This is a genomic window from Paenibacillus sp. GM1FR (genome assembly GCF_002803315.1).
Classification (GTDB): domain Bacteria; phylum Bacillota; class Bacilli; order Paenibacillales; family Paenibacillaceae; genus Paenibacillus; species Paenibacillus amylolyticus.
On sequence record NZ_MKZL01000011.1, the window covers coordinates 788,719 to 810,533 of the forward strand.

Consider the following 21,815-nt stretch of genomic DNA (forward strand, 5'->3'; position numbering starts at 1 on the left):
CTCCGATGACAGAACAACCTTCCGATCGCTGTTATCCCCAGATTTTTAATTCGATTTTACAAAGGTGAAAATCCGGTGATAAGCTTATGCTTCCGAAGTAGCTTTCTTGTAGAAAGCTTTTAGCGAACGCTTCGCTTCTGTAGTTTGTTTCTGTCCTCTGCGTTCTTGTGCAAATGTATAGTTCAACTTCTATAGTATGCTTGTAGAGTAGTAAACTTATGTAATATGTTAGGAGTATAAGCACAAATAGGAATAGGCATGGTGGTGGTTAAGATGGAAGAGACCGATTGGGGTTTAGCAAAGGATTTGTTCGTCAAACATTACGGGAGCGCTATACAGATGCATCGAGAAGGCGTGTATGCCGACTATAAGCGATGGGACGTACCCCAAGAGTTAGAGGAACAATGGATAGGGGAACGGATTCAACAATTAAGTTCCGAGCTGTCTATCATGAATTGGGATGCGGTGGATGAACTTACGTTGATTGCCAAACATCGGACAGAACCAAGTATAATTAAAGCCATTACAGCATTTGCTTCAAGACAATTGAAGAGTGCGGACAGTATGGTTCGTCTCGTGTATGCTGAACGTCTGATTGAGCTGATTAAACGGTATGAATCCTCTCTGCCGATGGACAAGATACGGGAAACCTATCAACTGACGATGGATTTGCTGGTTGATGTGGCGACTAAACCGTTGGTGCTTGATCCAGGGCATGAATTACAGCAGTATGGATTAAAGGATAAACGAGGATTGAATTTGCGTGTGGAAAAGAATAAGGAAGAAATCATCCGCTATTTTCGAAACTAATTGAATTTTATCAAGTGAGGTCAGAATCATTGAGAAAACTGAATTATATTCGCATATTTATTTTCCTTAGTGTGGTCACCATAGTAACGCTTGGATTGTACTATGTAGCTGCTGATAGGCTGGATCAGCGTTATTTCCGCTTCCTGATCTGGAATCTGTTCTTGGGCTGGATTCCTTTTGTGTTCTCTTATGCAGCCTATCTTCTAAGTGATGTGAAATGGAAAGGTGCCGCATGGCTTGCAGTCGCAAGTGGTCTGCTATGGTTGTTATTTTTCCCGAACTCTTCTTACATTGTTACGGATCTGGTTCATCTGACAGCGAGAAGTTCCCGGTATTATGGTGGGAATGGGGTGGACTATACGTATTGGTACGACTTAAGTGTTGTATTAATGTTTGTCTGGACTGGACTCCTGCTTGGATTCCTGTCGATGTATCAGCTTCAGGAAGTGATTTATCACCGAATTGGACGCTGGGCATCCTGGATCTTTGTACTGGCAGGTTGTGCTTTGGGAAGTTACGGGGTATTGCTTGGACGTGTATATCGACTGAATAGCTGGGATGCACTGACGAATCGCGAGACGCTGATTGAACTGATGCACGAAAGTGTAAGCCGTCCGTCTCTGGCGTTTTGCCTGTTTTTTGGCACGTTTATCACTACAATCTATGCCACATTGTATTATCTGATCAATACGAGGGCTCCACGTGAAAAGAAGAAGAGTGCAGGAAGTCCCGAATCGGACCTGCAAGCGTTACGCTAATTCATGTTGCCTCGAGACATACAGCCAGATAGACTTACAGTAAAACGAGTGGAACAAGTGATTGAACAGCATTTGAGCATGCTTTGTCAAACTTAATCTTACGTTGTATGAAGAAGGGTTATTTCCTTATATAAGGGAGTAATCCTTCTTTTTATGAAAATATGGCAGGTATGCAGGATATGACGAAGAATTAAGAATGAGAATGTAATGAATACATAGACAAGTAGGTGAACAACAAAATGTTGAATGCAGTAGAGCTGACAACAAAAGTAGAAGAAGTCATGGAACGCGTGAATTTTTCGGGTGTTGTATTACTCCAGCAAGCCGGGAAAACCCTTTTGAATATGAAACGTGGTTATGCAAATCGTAGCGAAGAGCTAGCCAATCAGGTGGACACACGCTTTGGGATTGCATCAGGATGTAAGATCTTCACGGCAGTGAGTATATGCCAACTAATTGAAGCGGGCAAGTTGTCTGCGGATTCCAAGCTTACGGATGTATTGGAGGTGGAGTTTCCACTGTGGGACAAAGGGATCACCATCCAGCAGTTGTTAACACACACGTCAGGCATTCCTGATTATTTCGATGAAGAAGTGATGGATGACTTTTCAGAATTGTGGAAAGACAGACCCGTCTATGCGATGCGGCGATTAAGTGACTTTCTGCCCATGTTTCAGCATCTGCCAATGAAGTCTGCTCCGGGTGAACGTTTTCACTACAACAATGCGGGTTTCATTGTGCTGGGGCTTATCGTGGAACAACATTCAGGACTGTCGTTTACAGATTATGTGGAAGAGCACATTTTCAAAAGGTGTGGCATGAAGGACTCCGGTTATTTCGTAACAGATCAGCTCCCGGGTAACACAGCTTTAGGGTATATCGATTATGAAGATGGCTCTTGGAATACTAATATGTTCTCTATTCCTGTCAAAGGTGGATCAGATGGTGGAGCCTATGTTACAGCACCGGATATGATTCGGTTTTGGGATGCTTTACTGGGTCACCAATTGTTAAATGAAGAGACGACACAGCAGTTATTAACTCCACACGCTCATCAAGAGGATGAAGAGTATTATGGGCAGGGTATCTGGATTGACCGCAAGGGGGAAGACATTTTCAAATTTCATGTTATGGGGTTTGATCCAGGGGTGTCGTTCATGTCTTCCGTGTATCCGGACTATGACCTACAACTGGTTGTGCTCTCTAATCAAGAGTCTGGTCCGTATCCAATAATAATTGCTATCGAAGAAGCTTTGGCATGACGAATAACCCTCAACCTATGGTCAGGTTATGGCCACAAGGTTGGGGGTTAATTGATCGAACAGGAAAGAAGGACTGCCTGCGTTTATAACATTTTCCATAGCTCAGGGGCAATTAATCGAGGGAAAACATCCAGCGGAGGTTTCTCTTTCTTTCGTTTGTCATTGGTTAACACCGTAACAAGTTCGAGCTCTGGCACAATATATACATACTGACCACCAAATCCTCGCGCGTAATAATAATGGAGATTGGATTTGTCGTCTACAGCAGCAATATTTTCGGAGTCAGACCTTTCGTTCGGATAGACATCCACCCACCAATGCCAAGCATAACTGCCGTGATTCGGTGGAGTGACTGTAATGAAAGGCTGCGTCGAACGGGATACGAGATCACTTGAAATGAGAGACTCACCCTCCCACATACCTTGCTGTAGAAACAGCTGACCAAATTTCAGCAGATCTACGGGTAACATCTTAAGACCGAATCCGCCGGTATGTACACCTTGAGGATCACTTTCCCATTCATAATCCTTAATTCCCAGCGGGCCAAAAAGATAACGTTCTGCGAACTCGGCTACGTCCATACCTGCATTTTGCATCAGGATGGCGGATAGGATCTGTGATACTCCTGAATTGTATTCCATGTATGTACCCGGTTCATGACTTAAGCGTTGTTCCAACGCAAAATCCACCCAATGATCGGTGCGGGTCATGCGAGGGAATGAATTCTGCCCGCCGAACTCGTCCCAGTTGAACCCAGCTGTCATGGTAAGCAGTTGTTCCAGCGTGATCGCTGGTTTGCGCGGATCAGGATCGGATGTCAACTGTGGGAAAAAAGTAGAGATTGGGGCTGATGCCTCTGGCAACAAGCCTTTATCCTTCGCTATACAGATGAGCGCGGACAGCACACTCTTGGTACATGAATTGATTTTTGCAATATCAGTCGCAGCCTCTTGGTTGCGGTAGTGTTCGTACATAATCTCACCGCGTACGCTGACGAGGCAGCTTCGCAGATCCAGCTGCGGAACGATCTGTTGTAACTTGGATGACAGTGATGAAGGATTCATAGTGTCCTTTCTGTACGGTTGATTTGTTATAGGATTTTGTAGAAATAGGTGTCCATTATCTTAGCATACTCCCGAGGTAGGGCTCAACAAGCGCTACATTATTATGTCAAAGCAAGCATGCAAAATGCGATATCCCATGAAAGCTATAAGAATCACATGCGAATATCGCATAAATTCCCAGCATTGTCTGTCAATCTTATATAATTGTCATGAGAAGAGTACCAGACATGTATAAGAGAAAGGGGTCTGTGATGTGGGAAATATAATAGAAGAATTATATTACGGTAACCTGAGACCAGAGGAGAATATTGTTCCTAAAGATTCGGAGTATCGATCTATTAACAAGGAGATTACAGCTTATATCGAAAAATTTCAGAGCAAGCTTTCGGAGGATGACTTTAAACAACTCGAGGTATTGTTTGATATGATGGATCAAGTTCACTCTATTCATTCAAGAGAGGCTTTTGCGAGTGGTTTCAAAATTGGGACGTTGATTATGATCGAGAGTGGATACTCAAGCTAATATTCTGGTTTTTCACAATTTGTGGTTACATAGTTAACCTCTTTCCTATGAAGATATGGAAGAGGTTTTTACTATTATGAATATGCTAAATATAGGAAAAATATCATATGAAACATGAACTATGTTAGTGCGTATTAAGGTTAGAAATGGTAAAATATCAATGCCTAGACATGGAATAAGTAGATTAAAGACAATTAAATATAGGAAATAGTGTAGAATCAGTGTTTTAGCAAAAAAACTTTATAGTAAATTATAGTAATCTAATACTGAATTGAGGAATTGAACATGGCGATTATTGACGTAATTAAGTATGATGGCTCACCTGATGTGTTTGCTTGGAAACATCCCGAGACTGAACTGGGAACATGGACTCAGTTAATTGTGAATCAATCTCAACAAGCAATTCTTTTCAAGGATGGAAGAGCACTTGATATGTTTGGACCCGGAAGGCATACGTTGAGTACTGCAAATATCCCAATCTTGAACCGACTCGTTAACCTTCCGTTCGGAGGGAAGTCACCTTTTGCAGCAGAAGTATGGTATGTCAATCAAGTAAGCGCATTGGACGTTAAATGGGGAACGGCGAATCCGATTCAGATCCAGGATCCCAAGTATAATATTATTGTTCCCGTAAGAACATTTGGACAAATGGGAATTAAAATTTCGGATTCACGAAAATTTTTGGTCAAGCTTGTGGGAACACTGCCTGAGTTTAACCAAGCTAATATGATTAATTACTTCCGTGGGTTGATTATCATGAATATTAACTCCATGTTGTCATCATATCTAATACATAGAAAAGTAAGTGTTTTGGAGATCAATGCATATATCGCCGAGATATCACGACATTTTGCAGATACGATAGCTCCTACTTTTGAAGAATTTGGTATTGAGTTAATCAATTTGTATATTCACAATGTTAATCTGCCCGAAGAAGACCCATCAGTCATTCGATTAAGAGAAGCCTTGGCACGCAAAGCCGAGATGGATATTATTGGGTACACATATCAGCAAGAACGTTCGTTTGATACGCTTGAAGGTGCAGCGAAGAATGAAGGAAGCATGCAGTCAGACATCATGGGCGCAGGGCTTGGTATGGGCATGGGGGTTGGTCTGGGTGGTTCTTTCAGTGGCGAAATGTCCCAGATGTCTAAAGTGATGTCTACGAAGGAAACGCCTGCAGTAAGTATATGTAAGCAGTGCCATCATCCGAATCAGGAGAATAGCTCTTTTTGCAGCAAATGTGGCAATTTATTAGCCGAAAAATCGGTAGCAACAACAGATTGCAACAATTGTGGACATGCCTTGCCAAAGGGAACCAAATTCTGTCCTAACTGTGGTGACAAATACCATGCATGTCCTTCATGTGGGGCGGATAATGCGGAGAACGCATTGGAATGTATCCAATGTCATCAACCGATGCCTAGCCCATGCCCAAATTGTAACCATATGAATTCCGGTCATACAAAATTCTGTGGCAACTGTGGCACAAGTTTAAGCTTGAAATGTAGTCGGTGCCAACATGAAGTAAAACCCGGCCAGAAGTTCTGTCTCGATTGCGGAAACAATCTGCAAGAAGGAGGACAGGCATAGTGATGGTAAAACGGAGCAATCTCTTGATTTTGGATGTCGTCTATTTAATATGCATGTTAGTATCATCAATCGTTTCTTTTACGCTGTTTAATCATGCGCTTCTGTCGTTTTCTTTTTGGATGAATCTCGTTGCTTCTTATGTAGCGATTACGGCTATTTGGATCTACGCGCGGTTCATCATGCAAAATATGGATCGGTATAAACGGTTTGTTCCAGGTTACACAGCTTTAGGTGTAGTATTAGGTATTTATCTGATTTGTGTGATGATCTACACGTTGTTAACAGGTTCAGCAGATCATGCGCTTCGCTGGTTCGTATTGTTACACACGGTAACGATTGCGATCGCAATTATTTTGTGCGGAATCATTATGATCTATATTCAGAGTGCGCGCCGTCATGAAACAGATGAACATACAAAAATCGCAAACTTACAATTAATCGAAAAAGCCTTACAGCAATTGCTTCATACCATGGTGCAACATTCCGTCCTAACTGTGGAAAAGGAGCGCAAAACCGTTCAGTCATTAATTGAACTTGTAAAGTATAGTGACCCAATCACTCCGGATTCCCTTGAGAAAAATGACCGCCAGATCTTGCTGGACATTGAGTTGATGAACAGTGAGCTTGCAAATCAGTACGAAGCAGGGGAATTGGTAAATAGTGAACGTTTTGCTTCGCAACTATCCCAGTTAAAGTTCCGTTTGAAAGAGCGCAATCAACAGATCATGACAAGCAAATCATAAATTGCAGGAGGAAACGCGGTGAAAAGATTTTTTGGAATTATATTCATTATCCTTTCGTCTCTGACGATCTTGTTATCTTTAATATTAATATCCGAGGGAACAGAAACAGCCATTATCAGTACGATAATTCTTTTTATCCCTGGGGTTATCGTACTTGTTACAGGCATTAAAATGTGTGGTAGACCTAAATCTCATTCTAAGACTAATCCATACCAGCATTATGATTCTAATGATAAGCAAGATCAGGAAGATCAGCATCGTGTGAAATATGACGAGGCACCTCAAGAAACTGTAGCCGTGAATTGTTCAGGGTGTGGAGCCAAGGTAAGGGTATATCCTACTTTGTCTGCGGATTGTGAGTATTGCGGAACAACGATGAGGATCTCTTAAACTGCATAGGAGGAATCGTGTTGTTAAGGAAGTTATTTGGACTCTTTTTCATGTTTTATGCCATTGCTATACCCATACGATTACTTATGGAAGAGAATTTCGTAGATCAATTGAATATAGTTCTTGTAGTTGAAATTATTATCGTTGAATTTTTATTTTTGTTTTTTGGTATTAAATTGCTTAGGAAAAAACGTGTTAAGAAAAAGCGTGGCCCTGAACGAAATTTTTATGGAGGAGACTATGGAGGTCATCTTGATCGCGAAACTCCGAATCCACGTACTTATTCAAGTTACAATAGCAATACCGTGAATTACAGCAGTCATAATACAATTAACTATACAGAGATCAATTCTTCAGATAAGGAAAACACTGAAGAGAAAGCCGATGAAAAAGTTGAAGAGCCACAAAGGCCTGTTTCAGTGAGTTGCCCGGGATGTGGGGCGAAGGCAAAAGTTTTTCCTAAGCAATCAACGGACTGCGAGTATTGCGGAACAACAGTTGTAGCAACTTAGAACGGTTTAGAATGGATACGTGAAGGGTTAAGCCTGATTCCTATGGAGTCAGGCTTTTTACCTCTTCAATTTAGAATCTCTTAAAGACCCTCAAACGATCAAGTCGTCATATAATTCCACGTGAGTTGCCTTAATGTAGTCCCTTTAATGAAACGTTTCGAATTTACATTTATTAATAAACCGCATTATATTCAGTATTTGTAAGCGTTCTATTTTCTTGTTTACGGAAATGGGAAAATTATGATAACATATACACGAAACGTTTCGAATCCATTTGAAGGGAGAAAATCATGAAAAAAGTAAAACAATTCAGCTTCATTTTAACTTTTTGTCTGTTAGCTAATCTAGCTTTAACTCCTATGGCTTCAGCAGGTGACTCAAGCCATTTAATTGGATTCCGAGCAGAATTGAAAGCGATTGCATATAAGACCTATACGTTTTTTGAGGACTATACGGATCAGAACACGGGCTTGACTTACGATGAAGTGCGACACAGTGAAAACGGGATAGAAGAAGCTAAACGTACCTCGCCCACAAACATCGCAATGTATATGATGAGTACCGTTTCAGCGCAACAATTGGGCATTATTTCTAAGAAAGAAGCTGTACATCGCCTGCAAACAACTATAAATTCCCTCGAGAAGTTAGAAAAGTGGAACGGCCTATTTTATAACTGGTATAACACAGATGACGGTTCGGTGAAGAAAGATTGGGGGCAATTTATTTCCCAAGTCGATAATGGCTGGTTATCCGCTGGTTTAATTGTTGTTGGGCAAGCCTATGAAGAACTTCATGGGGAAACAAGCAAGTTGGTTACAGATATGAATTATACTCCGCTATATGATCCTGAAGTCGGCCAATTCCGCGGAGGTTATGATGTGGCTAAAGGCGCACTGACGGACCACCATTATGGAATGTTTTATACGGAACCACGTGTAGGCAGCTATATTGCTATTGGGAAAGGTGATGTTCCTCAAGATCATTAGTGGAAGATGTATCGCACATTACCTCAAGAATGGGATTGGCAAGCTCAGATTCCTCAAGGCCAATCCGTTAAGTACGATGGAGTGGATGTGTTTGAAGGAAGTTATGTATACAAGGATAAAAAGTTCGTACCAAGCTGGGGAGGTAGTATGTTTGAAGCTCTTATGCCCGGTATGGTTATAAAGGAAAAAGACCTGGGTACTCAAGCTTTGGGATTGAACAACCAGCGTCATGTTGAATTGCAAATCGAATATGCCAAAGAAAAAGGGTATGCCGCATGGGGCTTTTCACCTTCTGCAACTCCGACAGGTTACAGTGAGTTTGCAGCAACGCCGTTAGGTACCTCAGGTTACAAAGATGGAGCAACGGTAACAGCACACGCAACATTCCTTGCTCTGGATTATGCCCCTGAAGCTGTTCGAAAGAACATTAAAGCTTTAAAGAACTTCAAAATGTTTGGCAAATATGGGTTCTATGACTCACTCAATGTTGAAACGGGAGAACTTGCAAAAGCTTATCTGGCACTGGATCAAGGGATGATTATGGTGTCGATCACCAACTATCTTCAAGATGGCGTTATCCGCGATTATTTTCACAGTGATGTGATAGGGCAGACGCCAGAAGAATCATTGAAAAAAGAAGTGTTTTCCATTCAATAAAGGGTTGCTTTAGATTATAGCAAGTTCACTAACGAAATGGGACGAAGATTAAAAGATGGGCGGAACGAAGCAGGGTATCAGCATGCTTCGTTCCGTTTTTGCGTTTACCATTGATAATGAAGTCGCAGATCGATTAGATTATGGAATTTATCCGGAAATAGAAAAGGCATTTACAATGGCGATTTTAAGACTTACGTTGTGGGGCATAAGCGCAAAGAAAGACGCGTACGCCTTCGGTGATGATATGTTTAGTTTGGTCCTCCTCTAACGTCCCGATTTTTCCCGGTTGATTGAATACCAATAAAAACGTTAATGCAGCGAAGTGCTTTGCAGCCATTATAGGATCAATCACATCGAGCAGTCCGTTTTGTCCAAACGCTGTAAACCTCCTGATAATCCCCTCTTCAGTTGCGTTATCCAGCCTTTCAAAAAACGAGTCTGGCAGGTTGGCAGCTTCCACCATAACCAGACGGATCAAAGCCTTGTAATCTGCCGAACCGTTTGCAGAAGCTACGATTTGTTCACAAAATAAAATGAGCGCCTGCTCAAGATCTTCGAATTTCAAGAGGTGGTCTGAAATCCCTTGCTCAATCATGACCAGAATCGCCGAACTGGATTCTTCCACAACGGCAAGCAGTAGGTTCTGTTTGTCGCCATAATAATCATAAACTGTCCGTTTGGAAACTCCCGCTTTAGTTGCGACCGCATCGACGCTGGAACGATCAAACCCGTCTGAAAGAAACAGATCTCGTGCCGCCGCAATAATTTTAGCTCGTTTGTCTGAAGAGCCTTTGCGGATTTTCTTGTTTTCCGTATGATCCATTCTTACGTTTTCCCCCTTATATGTATATTTAAGAAATTGATTAGAGTCCTGCTTTACAAACTACACTGTACGGTGTAGTGTAACAAATGTAGCGTATCAAATCAATGCTCAAGGAGGTTTTTGTCCATCAATACCATACCGTCTGTTGTTGATGTTCTCATCGTCGGGGCCGGACCCACAGGGCTTACACTTGCCTGCGACCTTGCCCGTCGAAACGTCAACCATCGTATTATTGAACGAAGCACCGTGTATAACGTTGCATCTCGCGCCAAAGGAATCCAGCCTCGCTCGCTTGAAGTCATCGATGATTTGGAGGCCGTTCACTACATTGTTGATACAGGTGTTGTGGACTTGCCTGTTCGTTATTATACCGCAGATGGCAGAAGTGTGGACAAGCCGACTATTACCGTTGCAGCGAGCGCCGAACTTGAGACACCCTATCGTGATCCGGTCTGGATTGCTCAATTTGATGTGGAAAAAGCGTTGCGCGACCGATATGCAATGCTTGGCGGTCAAGTTGAGTTGGGCATGGAAGCTGTAGGGCTTGTTCAGGATGTGGATGGTGTATCGATAACGGTGAATACAGCACAAGGAGAAGAGCAAATTCGTGCTCGTTATGTAGTCGGCGCTGACGGGGGCAAAAGCAATATCCGCAAATTTATACACTTACCGTTGGTTGGGGAAACACATGATCATGAGCGATGGTATCTTGGCGATGTACGATTGGAAGGGTTAGATCGTGACCATATCCATATCTGGACTTCTTCGGAGGGGATGATCGGGGTGACGCCGCTGCCAAAATCCGATATTTGGCAACTGCAGGCTACAATTCCGGCAGACATTGATGAACCAGAGCAACCGTCGCGCCGGGTCCGGACGTGTTCGGCTTACGGATGCTTCTTGGTTGTCCATCTACCGGGTCAACGTTCGTATGGTTGAATGTTACCGAAACAACCGGGTCTTTCTTGCCGGTGATGCTGCTCATGTTCATTCGCCGGCCGGTGGTCAAGGCATGAATACGGGAATACAGGACGCATACAACCTCGGCTGGAAGCTGGCGGCTGTCATACACGGAGCAGACACCGCCTTACTCGACACCTACGATGAGGAGCGCCGCCCAGTGGCTCAGGCCGTGCTCAAAGACAGTACTAAGAAGATGGGAGGCGTTATAAGAACGGCGACTGAAGGCGGAGGGTTGTCCCAATCCTTGAGCACCATATCCGACGATCTGACGAGCGGGCTTCTCATTTCCTATCGTTCAAGTTCGCTTACCCATCCGTCTGCTCGAACAAATGCTACCCGTTTACTTCCTGGAGATCGTGCTCCTAATGCTACTGGACTACAAGGCACCGGGTTTGCAGGAAGTGTCTTTGACCTCTTGCGCGGCCCACACTGGACGCTTTTGGCTTTTGCAAACTACATCGATCCTTCTCTGAAGAACTTCACCAACGATGCACTCCATTTGCATTATATCCTTCCATCGAAGGTGGAGGGGGCGGAAGGCATAATAGACACTGCAGGGAATGCCTATCGAATTTACGATGTCGCAAGTAAAGAACTTGTATTGATTCGTCCTGACGGTTACATCGCCTTGCGCACCTCCATTGATGATACCGCATCGATCCTGAATTACTTGAATTTGTGTGGCTTATCATAGGATCGAGCGACCCAAGGTTCTGCCCGAGTCACATCGTCTTATTGAAAATAGAGTGCAAGAAATTCTATTCATGCAAAAAAGGGTCTTGCCATTTTCATAACAGGACCCTTTTTGAGTAAACTAAAAATCCCTCAAACGATCAAATACCTCATATAAATCCTCGTGATTGACCTTAACCAAATCATCTTGACGCAGTTCCAAATGCTGCTGTAATTGCTCCAGCAACTCCGTTAGAACAACATAAATCTCTTCCCGCTCAACAGTTTCAATAAAGCCGGTCTTGGCATCCATCTTGTTGAAGGCCTGTGTGTAGTTCTCAACCATGGAGACGAGCTGTTTGTGTATAGCTTCCTGATTGTTCAAATCTTGACTTAATTGCCGGATTTCCTTCAAGCACTGCTTGTACAATTGAGCTGCTTTTTTGGCGTGTGCCGCCTTGATGTGGTCCCGTCCATCCCAATCCCGAAATGGATTGTTCAGGTTCTCTTCAAGCCATTCCGGTTTGCGTGCTTTGGTGATTTCCATATCAAGTCCGGCAGCAACGGATTTTTTATATCTTGTTTTGATCGATCTGGCTGCATCGGCAGGCAGGCTGGTTAGCCACAGCGTAGCCAATTTTGGAAGTTGCTCTGGATCAGGGAATTCTTCACCATTGAAGCCGAACAGGTCATATGTAGTGAAGGTTTGCAAATTTGCCAAATGCTGAATCGATTCTATATGGGATACATTGCCGGGTTTACCCCACAATCGTAACTCTGAAAGCTCAGGATAATACTGCACAAGTGGCTCCAGATGGAGTTCCGTGATATCTCTGATATACAGACCTTCAAGTCGTGAGATACCCGTAACCTGTGGCATGCCCGATGGAACATTGAGAGTGATGCATTTACCGTCTTCATAAGCCGCGATACGCAGATCAGGAGACAACTCTCCTGTGAAATTCAGACTTTTCATCTTTGTGTTCAAAATCAACTCCTTCAACCCACTGACATCCACAATAAGTCTGGTCAGGTGGCTCTTGCTGATATTGAGCATCGTTTGACCATGATGTATGATATGAAGTTCATTAATGAACGGGTTGTCCTCTATAAATGGAAAGATTGATTCCGTATATCCATCCATTTCAATATGTGTCAGACAAGGTAGCTTTGCGAGTTCGGCTACATCTTCAGAAGATGTAGGGCTGAAATCGCGGAGTGTACTCGTACTGCGCCGCATTACACGATCGCCAATCATCACTTCTTCGTCATCATCCGCAGCTTGTTTGAACTGCGCTCTTCGGATCGAATCGATACCTTCCCATTCACGCTGGAGATAGAGACTTTCTCCGATCGGCCAGCCTCCGCCATACGTATTTGTTTCCTCGGTGTAGAGAGGAGGGATGTTGCCTGCAAGCACATACTGTGAAGGAACATTAGCACTCACGAAACTATGGGCAAGTCGGTCATTCCAGAAATAGAAATTACAGATCAGCGGTTTCATCTGATGAAGATGCATTTCATTAGGCAGTTGATCACCAGTCCAATCCAACTGAAGGACAGAGGCAATCGTGTCAGAAGTTTTACCCTCCGTTTCTTTCAGTCCAGTTACCTGACAGGCTGTATATTGTTGTAATTTTTCGACATACACGCAGTATACATCTCCAACATTGGGGATCATGTTATGCTCCTTTCGTTCTGCACCAATCGATGCTAAGCTACTTGTAAACCACGTATTCTGCAGAACTAATAATAGATGAATTATATCAAAGTCATTCAGAGACTACCATTTTGGGATAGGGTCGAATAGGCTTGAATACTTTTATAAAAAGGAACGATGTCTATGGATACAAGTATGAGCCGTAACAAAAAACTGGGTGAGTTTTTGAAATCACGGAGAAGCCGCATTCAACCGGAACAAGTTGGATTGTCAGGATCTCATGGACAGCGAAGAACACCCGGTCTACGGCGGGAAGAAGTGGCAGTATTGGCTGGTGTCAGTGCAACGTATTACACGTGGCTCGAACAGGGTAGAGAGTTGGCGGCTTCACGAGAAGTGATGCAGAGTATAGCGAATGCGCTCCGTTTAACCCTGGAAGAGAAGAGTCATCTGTTTGACTTATGGGACCCTAATACGGAACATGAATTCCTTGCTTCGTATTCGCAACTGGAGCCAGGGTGGCAGAGCATTATTGGCCAGTTGACTCATCCTTCATTTATTACCAATGAACGTTCTGAGGTACTTGCCTGGAATGAAGCTGCAGACACGAACCTCTTCAACTTCTCGTCGATGAATGTGAATGAGCGTTTAATGATGCGGATTTTATTTCTGGATACAGCGCTCAGGGAGCGTATGCACAACTGGGAGGAATTCGCGCGGCACTCGGTAGCCGTATTCCGTACGTATTATGACAAGTATCCGAGTGACCCCGAATTCAGCAGAATCGTGAAACAATTGAGTGAAGAAAGTGTAGACTTCCGAACGATCTGGAACCTGCACCAAGTTGAATTCAAACAAGTCAATCGTGTCCTGCTTGAAACGACGGATCGGGCAGATGGCGTTGTGCATGCATACGATATCTTTTCCATGAATAATCTGAACAGCCAATCAGGCATTCATTGTTGTATTTACGTTCCTGTTGCCATATAGAAAGTTAATCAAACTGGTAATTTCTTTACTAGCATAAACAGAGTGTGGTTGGGGTCTCGGAAGTGAAATAGAATGAACTCAAGTTCATACGTATCTAGTTAACGTTTCTATTTCAAGATGAAAAGAGGGAGCCTCATGCTCAAAACAAGAACACTGGGAAATGATAAATTACGAATATCTGCGCTCGGCCTGGGTGTGATGATGATGCCGGATAATGACGAATCTGTACATACCATTCAGGGTGCGCTGGATGCAGGAGTCACCATGTTTGATACGGCGGATCTGTACGGAGAGTATGAAAAACAGCGATTTGGTGGGAATGAAAAACTGCTTGGACGCGCGCTTCAAGGTCGAAGATCCAAAGCAATCGTTGCCACCAAATTTGGTATAACACACACGCAGGGCCCCAAAGGAGATCCAGCCTACATCAAAAAATCAGTAGATGCGAGTCTCTACAACCTGGGAATGGATTATATCGATCTGTATTATCAACATCGTCCTGATCCGAATACACCCATTGAAGAGACCGTAGGCACACTTGCCGATCTGGTTCAACAGGGGAAGATTCGATATATTGGTTTGTCCGAAGCGCCAGTGGAGATCATTCGGCGTGCACATGCTGTTCATCCGATTACAGCATTGCAGACCGAATATTCATTATGGAGTCGAGAGCTTGAGGATGAGATTATGCCTGTCCTGCATGAATTGAACATTGGCTTGGTTCCATACAGCCCTTTGGGGCGGGGCTTCCTGACAGGTCAGATCCGTTCTATAGACGATCTGCCGGAAGATGATTATCGTCGTCACTATCCGCGTTTCCAAGGTGAGAACTTTCAGAAAAATCTGGAGGTTGTTGGATTGATCCAAGAGATGGCTAAGCAAAAAGGGTGTACGGTCTCTCAACTTGCTCTGGCTTGGTTGCTTGGAAAGGGAGAACATATCGTTCCGATCCCGGGGACTCGCAATCTGGAAAGAGTTCACGAGAACTTAGGGGCGCTACAGGTTTCGCTTACGGATGATGAGATGAACCAGATAGATCACATATCTCCCCAAGGCATTGCAGCCGGAGGCAGATTCCCTGGTCAAGTCTAGTTTGTTTATACAAGATTCTAAGAAACCTTAAAGTTCAGGATTAAAAACAATATATAACATGTGTCAACGGTATTATCTTTCTATTCTCCGGCATACAGTACAACAATGAGATGTATGCCCAAGGAGGAGAAATGATCGTATGATGAATCCGATTTTACAAGCCCCGAATGTTCCGCTGGCAGCCGATTCCAATGCGGTTGTCAATTATCAGAGGGATTCACGCAACTATGTAACCCAGTTGTTTGGAGAACAGCTGCCGACCATTGCAAATGGGTTCTTCAACGTGTACTTAAGCAAAGGAATCATTGTGCAGCCACACTGGCACACCAATGTCACGGAGATGGTTGTGGTCATCACCGGTGAAATTACAGCGTCAGTCTTTAATCCGTTTACGCGTGAACGATTGACATATCGTCTGAAACCAGGTCAGGTTGTGGTATTTCCGAAAGGCTGGTTTCACTGGTTTGTCGCTGAGACAGATGATGTATATGTCTTAACAATCTTTGATCAACCAACGCCTGATATTGTGTTTGGAGCGGATTTCTTGGCAGCTACACCGCCGGAGGTGGCTCACCGCGCGTACTGTTTGGATGAAGAGGCATATACGAGAGCTGTTGCTTCCATTAAAAATGATGCGATTCTGGGCCCTCCAATAGGGTGTGATACGCAGGTTTCTGATCAATCGACTTCACCTTCCAAGACGTCCGTGTCACCATCCAATAAGCTGAAATCTTAAGTCAAGATTCCTTATTTATTATCAAAGTACACAGCCTGTAACTGGAGAATATCAGTTGCAGGCTTTTTTGATGTGTCGATGTAATAATCGTATGATAAAAATTCAAAATGCTTGAGTCAGTGGGTTACGTTCTCTGTTAGTATAGTATGAACATCCAACAAAAACGGAGGACTCATGAATGAACATGTCAGAAATGAAAACGCTTGAAACTGCAATGAGTTATGCACCTATTTTGATGTTTGACAGAGCCGAACCCTTTTATCCTGATTTTGTTGGCATTTCTGTGTTGCATCAATCTGGGCCTTCACCATCGTTCAGAAGGGACATTAAGTTTCCGACCGAGGTAGTACAATATGTAATTGAATATGCAATCTGGTGGGATTATGAGATTGGACATCTGTATGAAATGGAGCATGTATGGGTTTATGTGGGTCATGACGGAGAGGTAGTAGACTGTGAAGCCAGCTTTCATGGGAAGGTGCTGCGCGGATTATTGAAGGAACGGGTCAATGTGGTTGGACATCATGTATGTCTGTACTCACAGCCTGGCAAACATGCTTTCTCACCACTTCCGGTTGTATTTGAGTTATTGCCAAACCTGTATAGTGCAGCAGGTGCCGAAGCTGGATGTGATGGGCTACTTGTGAATGAGTTGTTTCAAGATTATTTTGAAACAAATGAACAGATCGATGATCAGGTAGAGTGTTATCTGCAGACCAAAGCGTTTGTACCTACCATGGAGTTCGAAGAATATTTACTAAAACCGGAGATGTTCATGACGTGGGATAATCTATTTGGAATTATTCCACACAGGATTAAGGACCGCTTAATGGAACTGGAGCAACTATATAACACATAAATAATTAGTTTTAAACGGATTTTATGTTAAATTAAATTAAAGTGTATTTTTTCGCTTCAGAACCAAACTTTGTTGATTCGGGTTTGGTTTTTTTTTATGGGAAAATGGACTCAGTATAAGTAATCATTTATTAGACTTAGGTCTTGAAATGTTGGTGTGTACAGCAAAAATACATAATTTTTTGTGTGGATAATGATATTTGTTAGACGTAAGAACTATACAACTTCTTATATAAAATAAAAGAAGATCATGTCACATGAAATTTTGTATGGAGATGTATGTGTAAGTCCATTCAGAATGTTGATTATACGTATATATGTAAATGGAAAAAGCAATTTAATAGGTAAAAAGTATAATTTATATTAAAAAGAAGATTCTTTATATCTGAAATAAAAATTCATAATAGTGCAAATTTATAGAAATAAAAATCTCCTATTCAGTTTTAATATATTTATGTCGAAATAGATCGTAAGTTGTCTGGAGCGCGACCAAGAGAAGGGTTTACCAAGCGTTATATACATAACTGGACACTACGATGCCTAGGAGGAGATTACATGAAGTGGTTTGGAAATTTGAAAACAGCAACAAAGATTATCTCAGCGTTTTTAGTTGTGTCGATAATCCTTGCGGCGCTTGGCGTCTACTCTGTAGTAACATTGAGAAGTACGAATGAACGAATGCAAGAGATGTATAACAACAATCTAATCTCTGTGAAAGAATTATCCTCTGCTCAGATTGATTATCAAAGAATGCGTGTGAACGTGCGTGATTTGAGCTTTGAAACCGTTGAAACCGAAAAAACTCGGATCACGGAGAACATCGCTTCGATCCGTCAGAGTGTGAATGATCGCCTGACCATCTATCGTCCGCTTGCAACAACCCCTGAAGAAATAGAGTTACTCCGTAATTTTGATGCGGAATATCCAGGATATTTAACAATGTTTGAACGAGCAACTAATCTGGCTGTTGCAGATGATCAAAGTGCCTTTAATACCTTCCTTAAATCTGAGCTTAAACCACAAGGAGACAGGATTGTAGAACTCCTTACCAATTTGATCGACCTTAATGAAAGTATGGCTGAACAGGCGAATATACAATCTCAGGCTGCCTATTCACAAGCATTTAAAGTAACGATAATTCTTGTGGTTCTGTCCGTACTCTTCAGTATTCTCATTGGATATATCATCTCTCGCTCCATTTCGAAGCCACTCATGGCCATGCTGGGTCTAGCTACGGAAGTTGCCAATGGAAATCTAACCCTTAAGTCAGACATCTCCAGCAAAGATGAAGTGGGTCAACTAGCCGCGGCACTGAATCGGATGGTTGATAATCTGAAAGAGTTAATTAACAATATCGTGATGAACTCCCAAAGTGTTGCAGCTTCTTCGGAACAGATCTCAGCCAGTACACAGGAAATTGCGAGCACCAGCACGAGCCAATCCAGTGAGGCGGGAAATATCTCTGAATTGTTCAAAGAGCTTTCACTTGCCATCAACTCCGTCGCTGCAAGTGCGGAAGAAGCGGCTGAACTGTCCAACGATACGGTGAAGACTGCCCGTGAAGGTGGAATTGTTGTACAGACTTCATTGGAAGGTATGCAAGCTGTTAATACAAAAATGACCAAGCTTGAAGATGATTCTCGTAAAATCGGTGACATCATTGAAGTGATTGACGATATTGCTGAGCAGACCAATTTGCTCGCGCTGAATGCTGCAATTGAAGCTGCGCGGGCCGGAGAACAAGGCCGAGGATTCGCTGTAGTAGCAGATGAAGTCCGGAAGCTTGCCGAACGAAGTGGCGAGGCGACCAAAGAAATTACAGCCATCATCAAAGCAATGCAGGAAAATACGAGACAAAGTGTACAGGCTGTAGCAGCCAGTGTTGAGCAGTCTTCCATGACGGGACAGGCGTTTGATCAGATCATTGATATGGTCAATAACTCTTCACAGAAAGTAAACGAAATTGCTGCTGCATGTGAAGAAGAAGCAGCCCAAGCCGCAGAGGTGATGAGCTCTGTTGAATCCATCTCGGCTTCCAGTGAGGAATCCGCTGCAGCGTCTGAAGAGACAGCGGCAACATGCCAGTCTTTGGCGCATCTTGCGGAAGAACTGGCGAATTCGGCAGCTGCCTTCAAAACAAATTAATAAAATTGAATTGAGGGTGAATTGATGTCTTCACTTCAGAAGGAACAATATATTGAACTGTCTGTAGGTGCAGAGACTTGCGCCATTCGAATCGAAGAAATTCACGAAATTATTAAAATGCTCAGCATTACAGATATCCCATTCAGCCGCCCAGAGATCAAAGGGGTAGTTAATCTGCGTGGCAAGGTTGTATGTGTAATGAGCCTTCGTAATTTGCTGGGTATGCCGGATGAAGCGGACACCAGAGCGACGCGTATTATCGTAGTTCGACATCAGGATGAATATATTGGCTTGATCGTGGATCGCGTGAACAAGGTAACCACATATTCGGACATACATCCGCCAACCGGCGGATATGGTCGTAACCGTGAAGGTTTATTCCATGGTGTGGGTCAACAGGAAGACAAGCTTGTGGGCATTTTGAAACTGGACGAAATATTGGGCGGTTAGGGAGGTATATACGAATGATGGATTTGTCTGCCTACCGTGACATCTTTATCGAAGAACTGAATGATCAACTGGAACGTATGGATCAGTCTTTATTGGCATTGGAGCTTTCGCCTTCTGTAGAACTGGTTCAGACGCTGTTTCGGGCAGCCCATACCATCAAGGGGTCGGCATCCACTATGGATTTCCGTGAATTAAGCGACCTTACGCATGAAGTGGAGTATGCTCTTGAATGGGTCCGGGAGAAAAAACCGGAGATGACTTCGGAGCTAATTGATACGTTGTTCCGCTCTTTGGACGCCATGAAGGTACTTCGGGATCAGTACATTCGTGGGGAAGCCTATGCAGATTTTCGAGCAGTAGTAAGAGAAATAAAGGATTTAATTCAGACTCCGGCAGTAGTCGGAAAACTTATAATACCTCAATTGCAACCAGCAGAATCGATTATGGCACAGGTAGCTATTGTGTCAGGGAAGCAGTTATTGTCCATTCATGTTGTGCTGGAGCAGAAGTGCATGATGAAAGCGGCCAGATATCATATTTTACGACAACGCATTGAGGACATCTGTGGTACGGTTGTCGCTACTTCGCTCATGGAGAGTCAACCGGGCGCGCAGAATGAAGATGATCATTATGGTCAGTTCATCATCATCGTAGCAACGTCGAATGACCAACAGCAGCTTAAGGCAGAGCTGTCTTCAGACTCGGATATTCATATGCTGGAGATTGATCCATATCTGCTGGAATCCAATGAGGTTGCAGCGACTTCTGCACCACTTGAATTAATCTCTGAAACAGAGCAAACGAAACAAAGCTTGCCTACCGTAAATACAACTGGGCCGGATGAGAAAGTGAAAGCTGCTCAACCTACAGTTCGTGTGAGTGTTGAACGTCTGGACCATTTGATGAATTTGGTCGGTGAACTGTTAATTGATCAGACATCCCTTGCAGATCTGAGTGGATCGGGTGCGCGTAAGGAGTCTTCAACACTCATCCGGAGTATTAGTGGTGTATCCGATCATATGGGAAGGGTAATCAAGGAACTCCAAGAAGGTGTAATGAAGACACGGATGTTACCCATTGATCAACTATTCAGTCGCTTCCCGAGATTGGTTCGTGACCTATCACAGAAGCTGGGTAAGGATCTGGAACTGGTTATTCAAGGTGGAGAGACTGAGCTTGACCGGATGATTATTGAAGAACTGAGTGACCCGCTGATCCATCTCATCCGCAACAGTGCAGATCATGGCATTGAAAGTGCAGTGGTTCGGGCGGAGAACGGTAAGCCGTCCAAAGGACGTATTACCTTAACTTCGTTTCATGAAGAAAATCATGTTGTCATTCGTTATTCGGATGATGGCAAAGGTATCGATGGTGAGAAGATTAAAGCTTCCGCCTTGGGCAAGGGCATCATTAGTGAGGAACAGGCTACACGCCTAACAACACAGGAAGCTGTCCACCTCATATTTGAACCTGGCTTCTCGACGGCTTCTTCTGTCAGTGAAGTATCAGGACGCGGTGTTGGAATGGACATCGTGCGTAGTCAGATCGGGCGACTCAACGGCATCATTGATATTGATACGGAGGTTGGTGTGGGTACCACGTTTACGATTCGTCTACCGCTCACACTGGCGATTATTAAAGGTCTGTTAGTCAAAGTATCGGGTCGTGTGCTGATCTTGCCAATGTATAATGTTGCTGAGATTGTTCGAATTTCACCTGAAGATATTCAGATGATCCAGGGGCAACAAGCGATCCTGAATCATGGACGAATTGTACCTTTTCACCGACTGTGCGACAGGCTCAACTATCCACGAACAGACCGCAAATCCAAGACCATTCCACTGGTGATCGTGCGTTCCGTTGATAAAATTGCAGCTTATGCAGTAGACGAGATTATAGGAAATCAGGAAGTCGTTATTAAGACACTCGGTACGTATCTGGGAGCGATGAACCATCTATCTGGAGCAACGATCCTCGGTAATGGTAAGGTTGCCCTTATATTGGACGCGTCCTATCTGGTGAGTGTTTAATCGTTAGATAAACACAAATTTTTATGCAGGCCAAAAAGCCTCATCATCCATAACTGGACGGTGGGGCTATTTGTTGAACCTTTTGACATTGTGACCAC

Annotated in this window: 20 protein-coding genes and 1 pseudogene; 18 read left to right on the top strand and 3 right to left on the bottom strand. The window is 43.4% G+C overall.

Going from position 1 to position 21,815, the window contains the following annotated elements:
- Positions 1-273 precede the first annotated feature (273 nt).
- From PAEAM_RS09360 to PAEAM_RS09375, 3 genes are all read left to right on the top strand, one after another.
- Complete coding sequence (locus PAEAM_RS09360) at positions 274-810, top strand: hypothetical protein (protein WP_100527304.1); 537 nt, start codon at positions 274-276, stop codon at positions 808-810.
- 29 nt (positions 811-839) lie between these two features.
- The gene (locus PAEAM_RS09365; RefSeq protein ID WP_100527305.1) at positions 840-1,568 is read left to right on the top strand and encodes a DUF1361 domain-containing protein; all 729 of its coding nucleotides are present in this window, start codon (positions 840-842) and stop codon (positions 1,566-1,568) included.
- A 239-nt stretch (positions 1,569-1,807) separates the two neighbouring features.
- Positions 1,808-2,830 (top strand): serine hydrolase domain-containing protein, encoded by a 1,023-nt coding sequence (locus PAEAM_RS09375; protein ID WP_100527306.1) that lies wholly within the window; start codon positions 1,808-1,810, stop codon positions 2,828-2,830.
- Positions 2,831-2,913: 83 nt separating this feature from the next.
- On the opposite strand, the gene PAEAM_RS09380 is transcribed toward PAEAM_RS09375, so the two are convergent.
- On the bottom strand, positions 2,914-3,894 hold the full coding sequence (locus PAEAM_RS09380) for a serine hydrolase domain-containing protein (protein ID WP_100527307.1): 981 nt from the start codon (positions 3,892-3,894) through the stop codon (positions 2,914-2,916).
- A 253-nt stretch (positions 3,895-4,147) separates the two neighbouring features.
- Between PAEAM_RS09380 and PAEAM_RS09385 the strand changes: the two genes are divergently transcribed.
- From PAEAM_RS09385 to PAEAM_RS32255, 7 genes are all read left to right on the top strand, one after another.
- Complete coding sequence (locus PAEAM_RS09385) at positions 4,148-4,417, top strand: DUF6809 family protein (protein WP_100527308.1); 270 nt, start codon at positions 4,148-4,150, stop codon at positions 4,415-4,417.
- Positions 4,418-4,702: 285 nt separating this feature from the next.
- Positions 4,703-6,010, top strand: coding sequence for an SPFH domain-containing protein (locus PAEAM_RS09390; protein WP_100527309.1), 1,308 nt, complete (start codon positions 4,703-4,705; stop codon positions 6,008-6,010).
- Between the two features lie 53 nt (positions 6,011-6,063).
- On the top strand, positions 6,064-6,753 hold the full coding sequence (locus tag PAEAM_RS09395) for a hypothetical protein (RefSeq protein ID WP_165789867.1): 690 nt from the start codon (positions 6,064-6,066) through the stop codon (positions 6,751-6,753).
- Positions 6,754-6,771: 18 nt separating this feature from the next.
- Positions 6,772-7,143 carry a hypothetical protein gene (locus PAEAM_RS09400; RefSeq protein ID WP_100527311.1) on the top strand — a complete coding sequence of 124 codons (372 nt, stop codon included), beginning with the start codon at positions 6,772-6,774 and terminating at the stop codon, positions 7,141-7,143.
- 20 nt (positions 7,144-7,163) lie between these two features.
- Positions 7,164-7,655: a hypothetical protein gene (locus PAEAM_RS09405; protein WP_100527312.1), complete on the top strand. Its 492-nt coding sequence runs from the start codon at positions 7,164-7,166 to the stop codon at positions 7,653-7,655.
- Between the two features lie 290 nt (positions 7,656-7,945).
- Positions 7,946-8,641 (top strand): DUF3131 domain-containing protein, encoded by a 696-nt coding sequence (locus PAEAM_RS32250; protein ID WP_243391287.1) that lies wholly within the window; start codon positions 7,946-7,948, stop codon positions 8,639-8,641.
- 6 nt (positions 8,642-8,647) lie between these two features.
- Complete coding sequence (locus PAEAM_RS32255) at positions 8,648-9,298, top strand: glucoamylase family protein (protein WP_243391288.1); 651 nt, start codon at positions 8,648-8,650, stop codon at positions 9,296-9,298.
- Between the two features lie 184 nt (positions 9,299-9,482).
- Here PAEAM_RS32255 and PAEAM_RS09415 read toward each other — a convergent pair whose 3' ends face one another.
- Positions 9,483-10,121: a TetR/AcrR family transcriptional regulator gene (locus PAEAM_RS09415; RefSeq protein WP_100527313.1), complete on the bottom strand. Its 639-nt coding sequence runs from the start codon at positions 10,119-10,121 to the stop codon at positions 9,483-9,485.
- 120 nt (positions 10,122-10,241) lie between these two features.
- Here PAEAM_RS09415 and PAEAM_RS09420 point away from each other — a divergent pair.
- A pseudogene (locus tag PAEAM_RS09420) lies at positions 10,242-11,778 on the top strand (FAD-dependent monooxygenase).
- Between the two features lie 120 nt (positions 11,779-11,898).
- Here the strand turns inward: PAEAM_RS09420 and PAEAM_RS09425 are convergent.
- The gene (locus tag PAEAM_RS09425) at positions 11,899-13,437 is read right to left on the bottom strand and encodes a DUF3450 domain-containing protein (protein ID WP_100527314.1); all 1,539 of its coding nucleotides are present in this window, start codon (positions 13,435-13,437) and stop codon (positions 11,899-11,901) included.
- 162 nt (positions 13,438-13,599) lie between these two features.
- On the opposite strand from PAEAM_RS09425, the gene PAEAM_RS09430 reads away from it, so the two are divergent.
- The 7 genes from PAEAM_RS09430 to PAEAM_RS09460 all read left to right on the top strand — a co-directional run bounded on the left by PAEAM_RS09430 (position 13,600) and on the right by PAEAM_RS09460 (position 21,717).
- Positions 13,600-14,406: a helix-turn-helix transcriptional regulator gene (locus PAEAM_RS09430; RefSeq protein WP_243391289.1), complete on the top strand. Its 807-nt coding sequence runs from the start codon at positions 13,600-13,602 to the stop codon at positions 14,404-14,406.
- 135 nt (positions 14,407-14,541) lie between these two features.
- Positions 14,542-15,498, top strand: a complete 957-nt coding sequence (locus PAEAM_RS09435) for an aldo/keto reductase (RefSeq protein ID WP_036613441.1) — start codon at positions 14,542-14,544, stop codon at positions 15,496-15,498.
- Positions 15,499-15,637: 139 nt separating this feature from the next.
- Positions 15,638-16,234, top strand: a complete 597-nt coding sequence (locus PAEAM_RS09440; RefSeq protein WP_076250084.1) for a cupin domain-containing protein — start codon at positions 15,638-15,640, stop codon at positions 16,232-16,234.
- Between the two features lie 178 nt (positions 16,235-16,412).
- A complete protein-coding gene (locus tag PAEAM_RS09445; RefSeq protein ID WP_100527316.1) occupies positions 16,413-17,093 on the top strand; it encodes a hypothetical protein in 681 nt (226 codons plus the stop codon).
- A gap of 554 nt (positions 17,094-17,647) precedes the next feature.
- Positions 17,648-19,237 (top strand): methyl-accepting chemotaxis protein, encoded by a 1,590-nt coding sequence (locus PAEAM_RS09450; protein WP_100527317.1) that lies wholly within the window; start codon positions 17,648-17,650, stop codon positions 19,235-19,237.
- 24 nt (positions 19,238-19,261) lie between these two features.
- On the top strand, positions 19,262-19,687 hold the full coding sequence (locus PAEAM_RS09455) for a chemotaxis protein CheW (protein ID WP_100527318.1): 426 nt from the start codon (positions 19,262-19,264) through the stop codon (positions 19,685-19,687).
- A 14-nt stretch (positions 19,688-19,701) separates the two neighbouring features.
- Positions 19,702-21,717, top strand: a complete 2,016-nt coding sequence (locus PAEAM_RS09460) for a chemotaxis protein CheA (RefSeq protein WP_100527319.1) — start codon at positions 19,702-19,704, stop codon at positions 21,715-21,717.
- Positions 21,718-21,815: the final 98 nt, after the last annotated feature.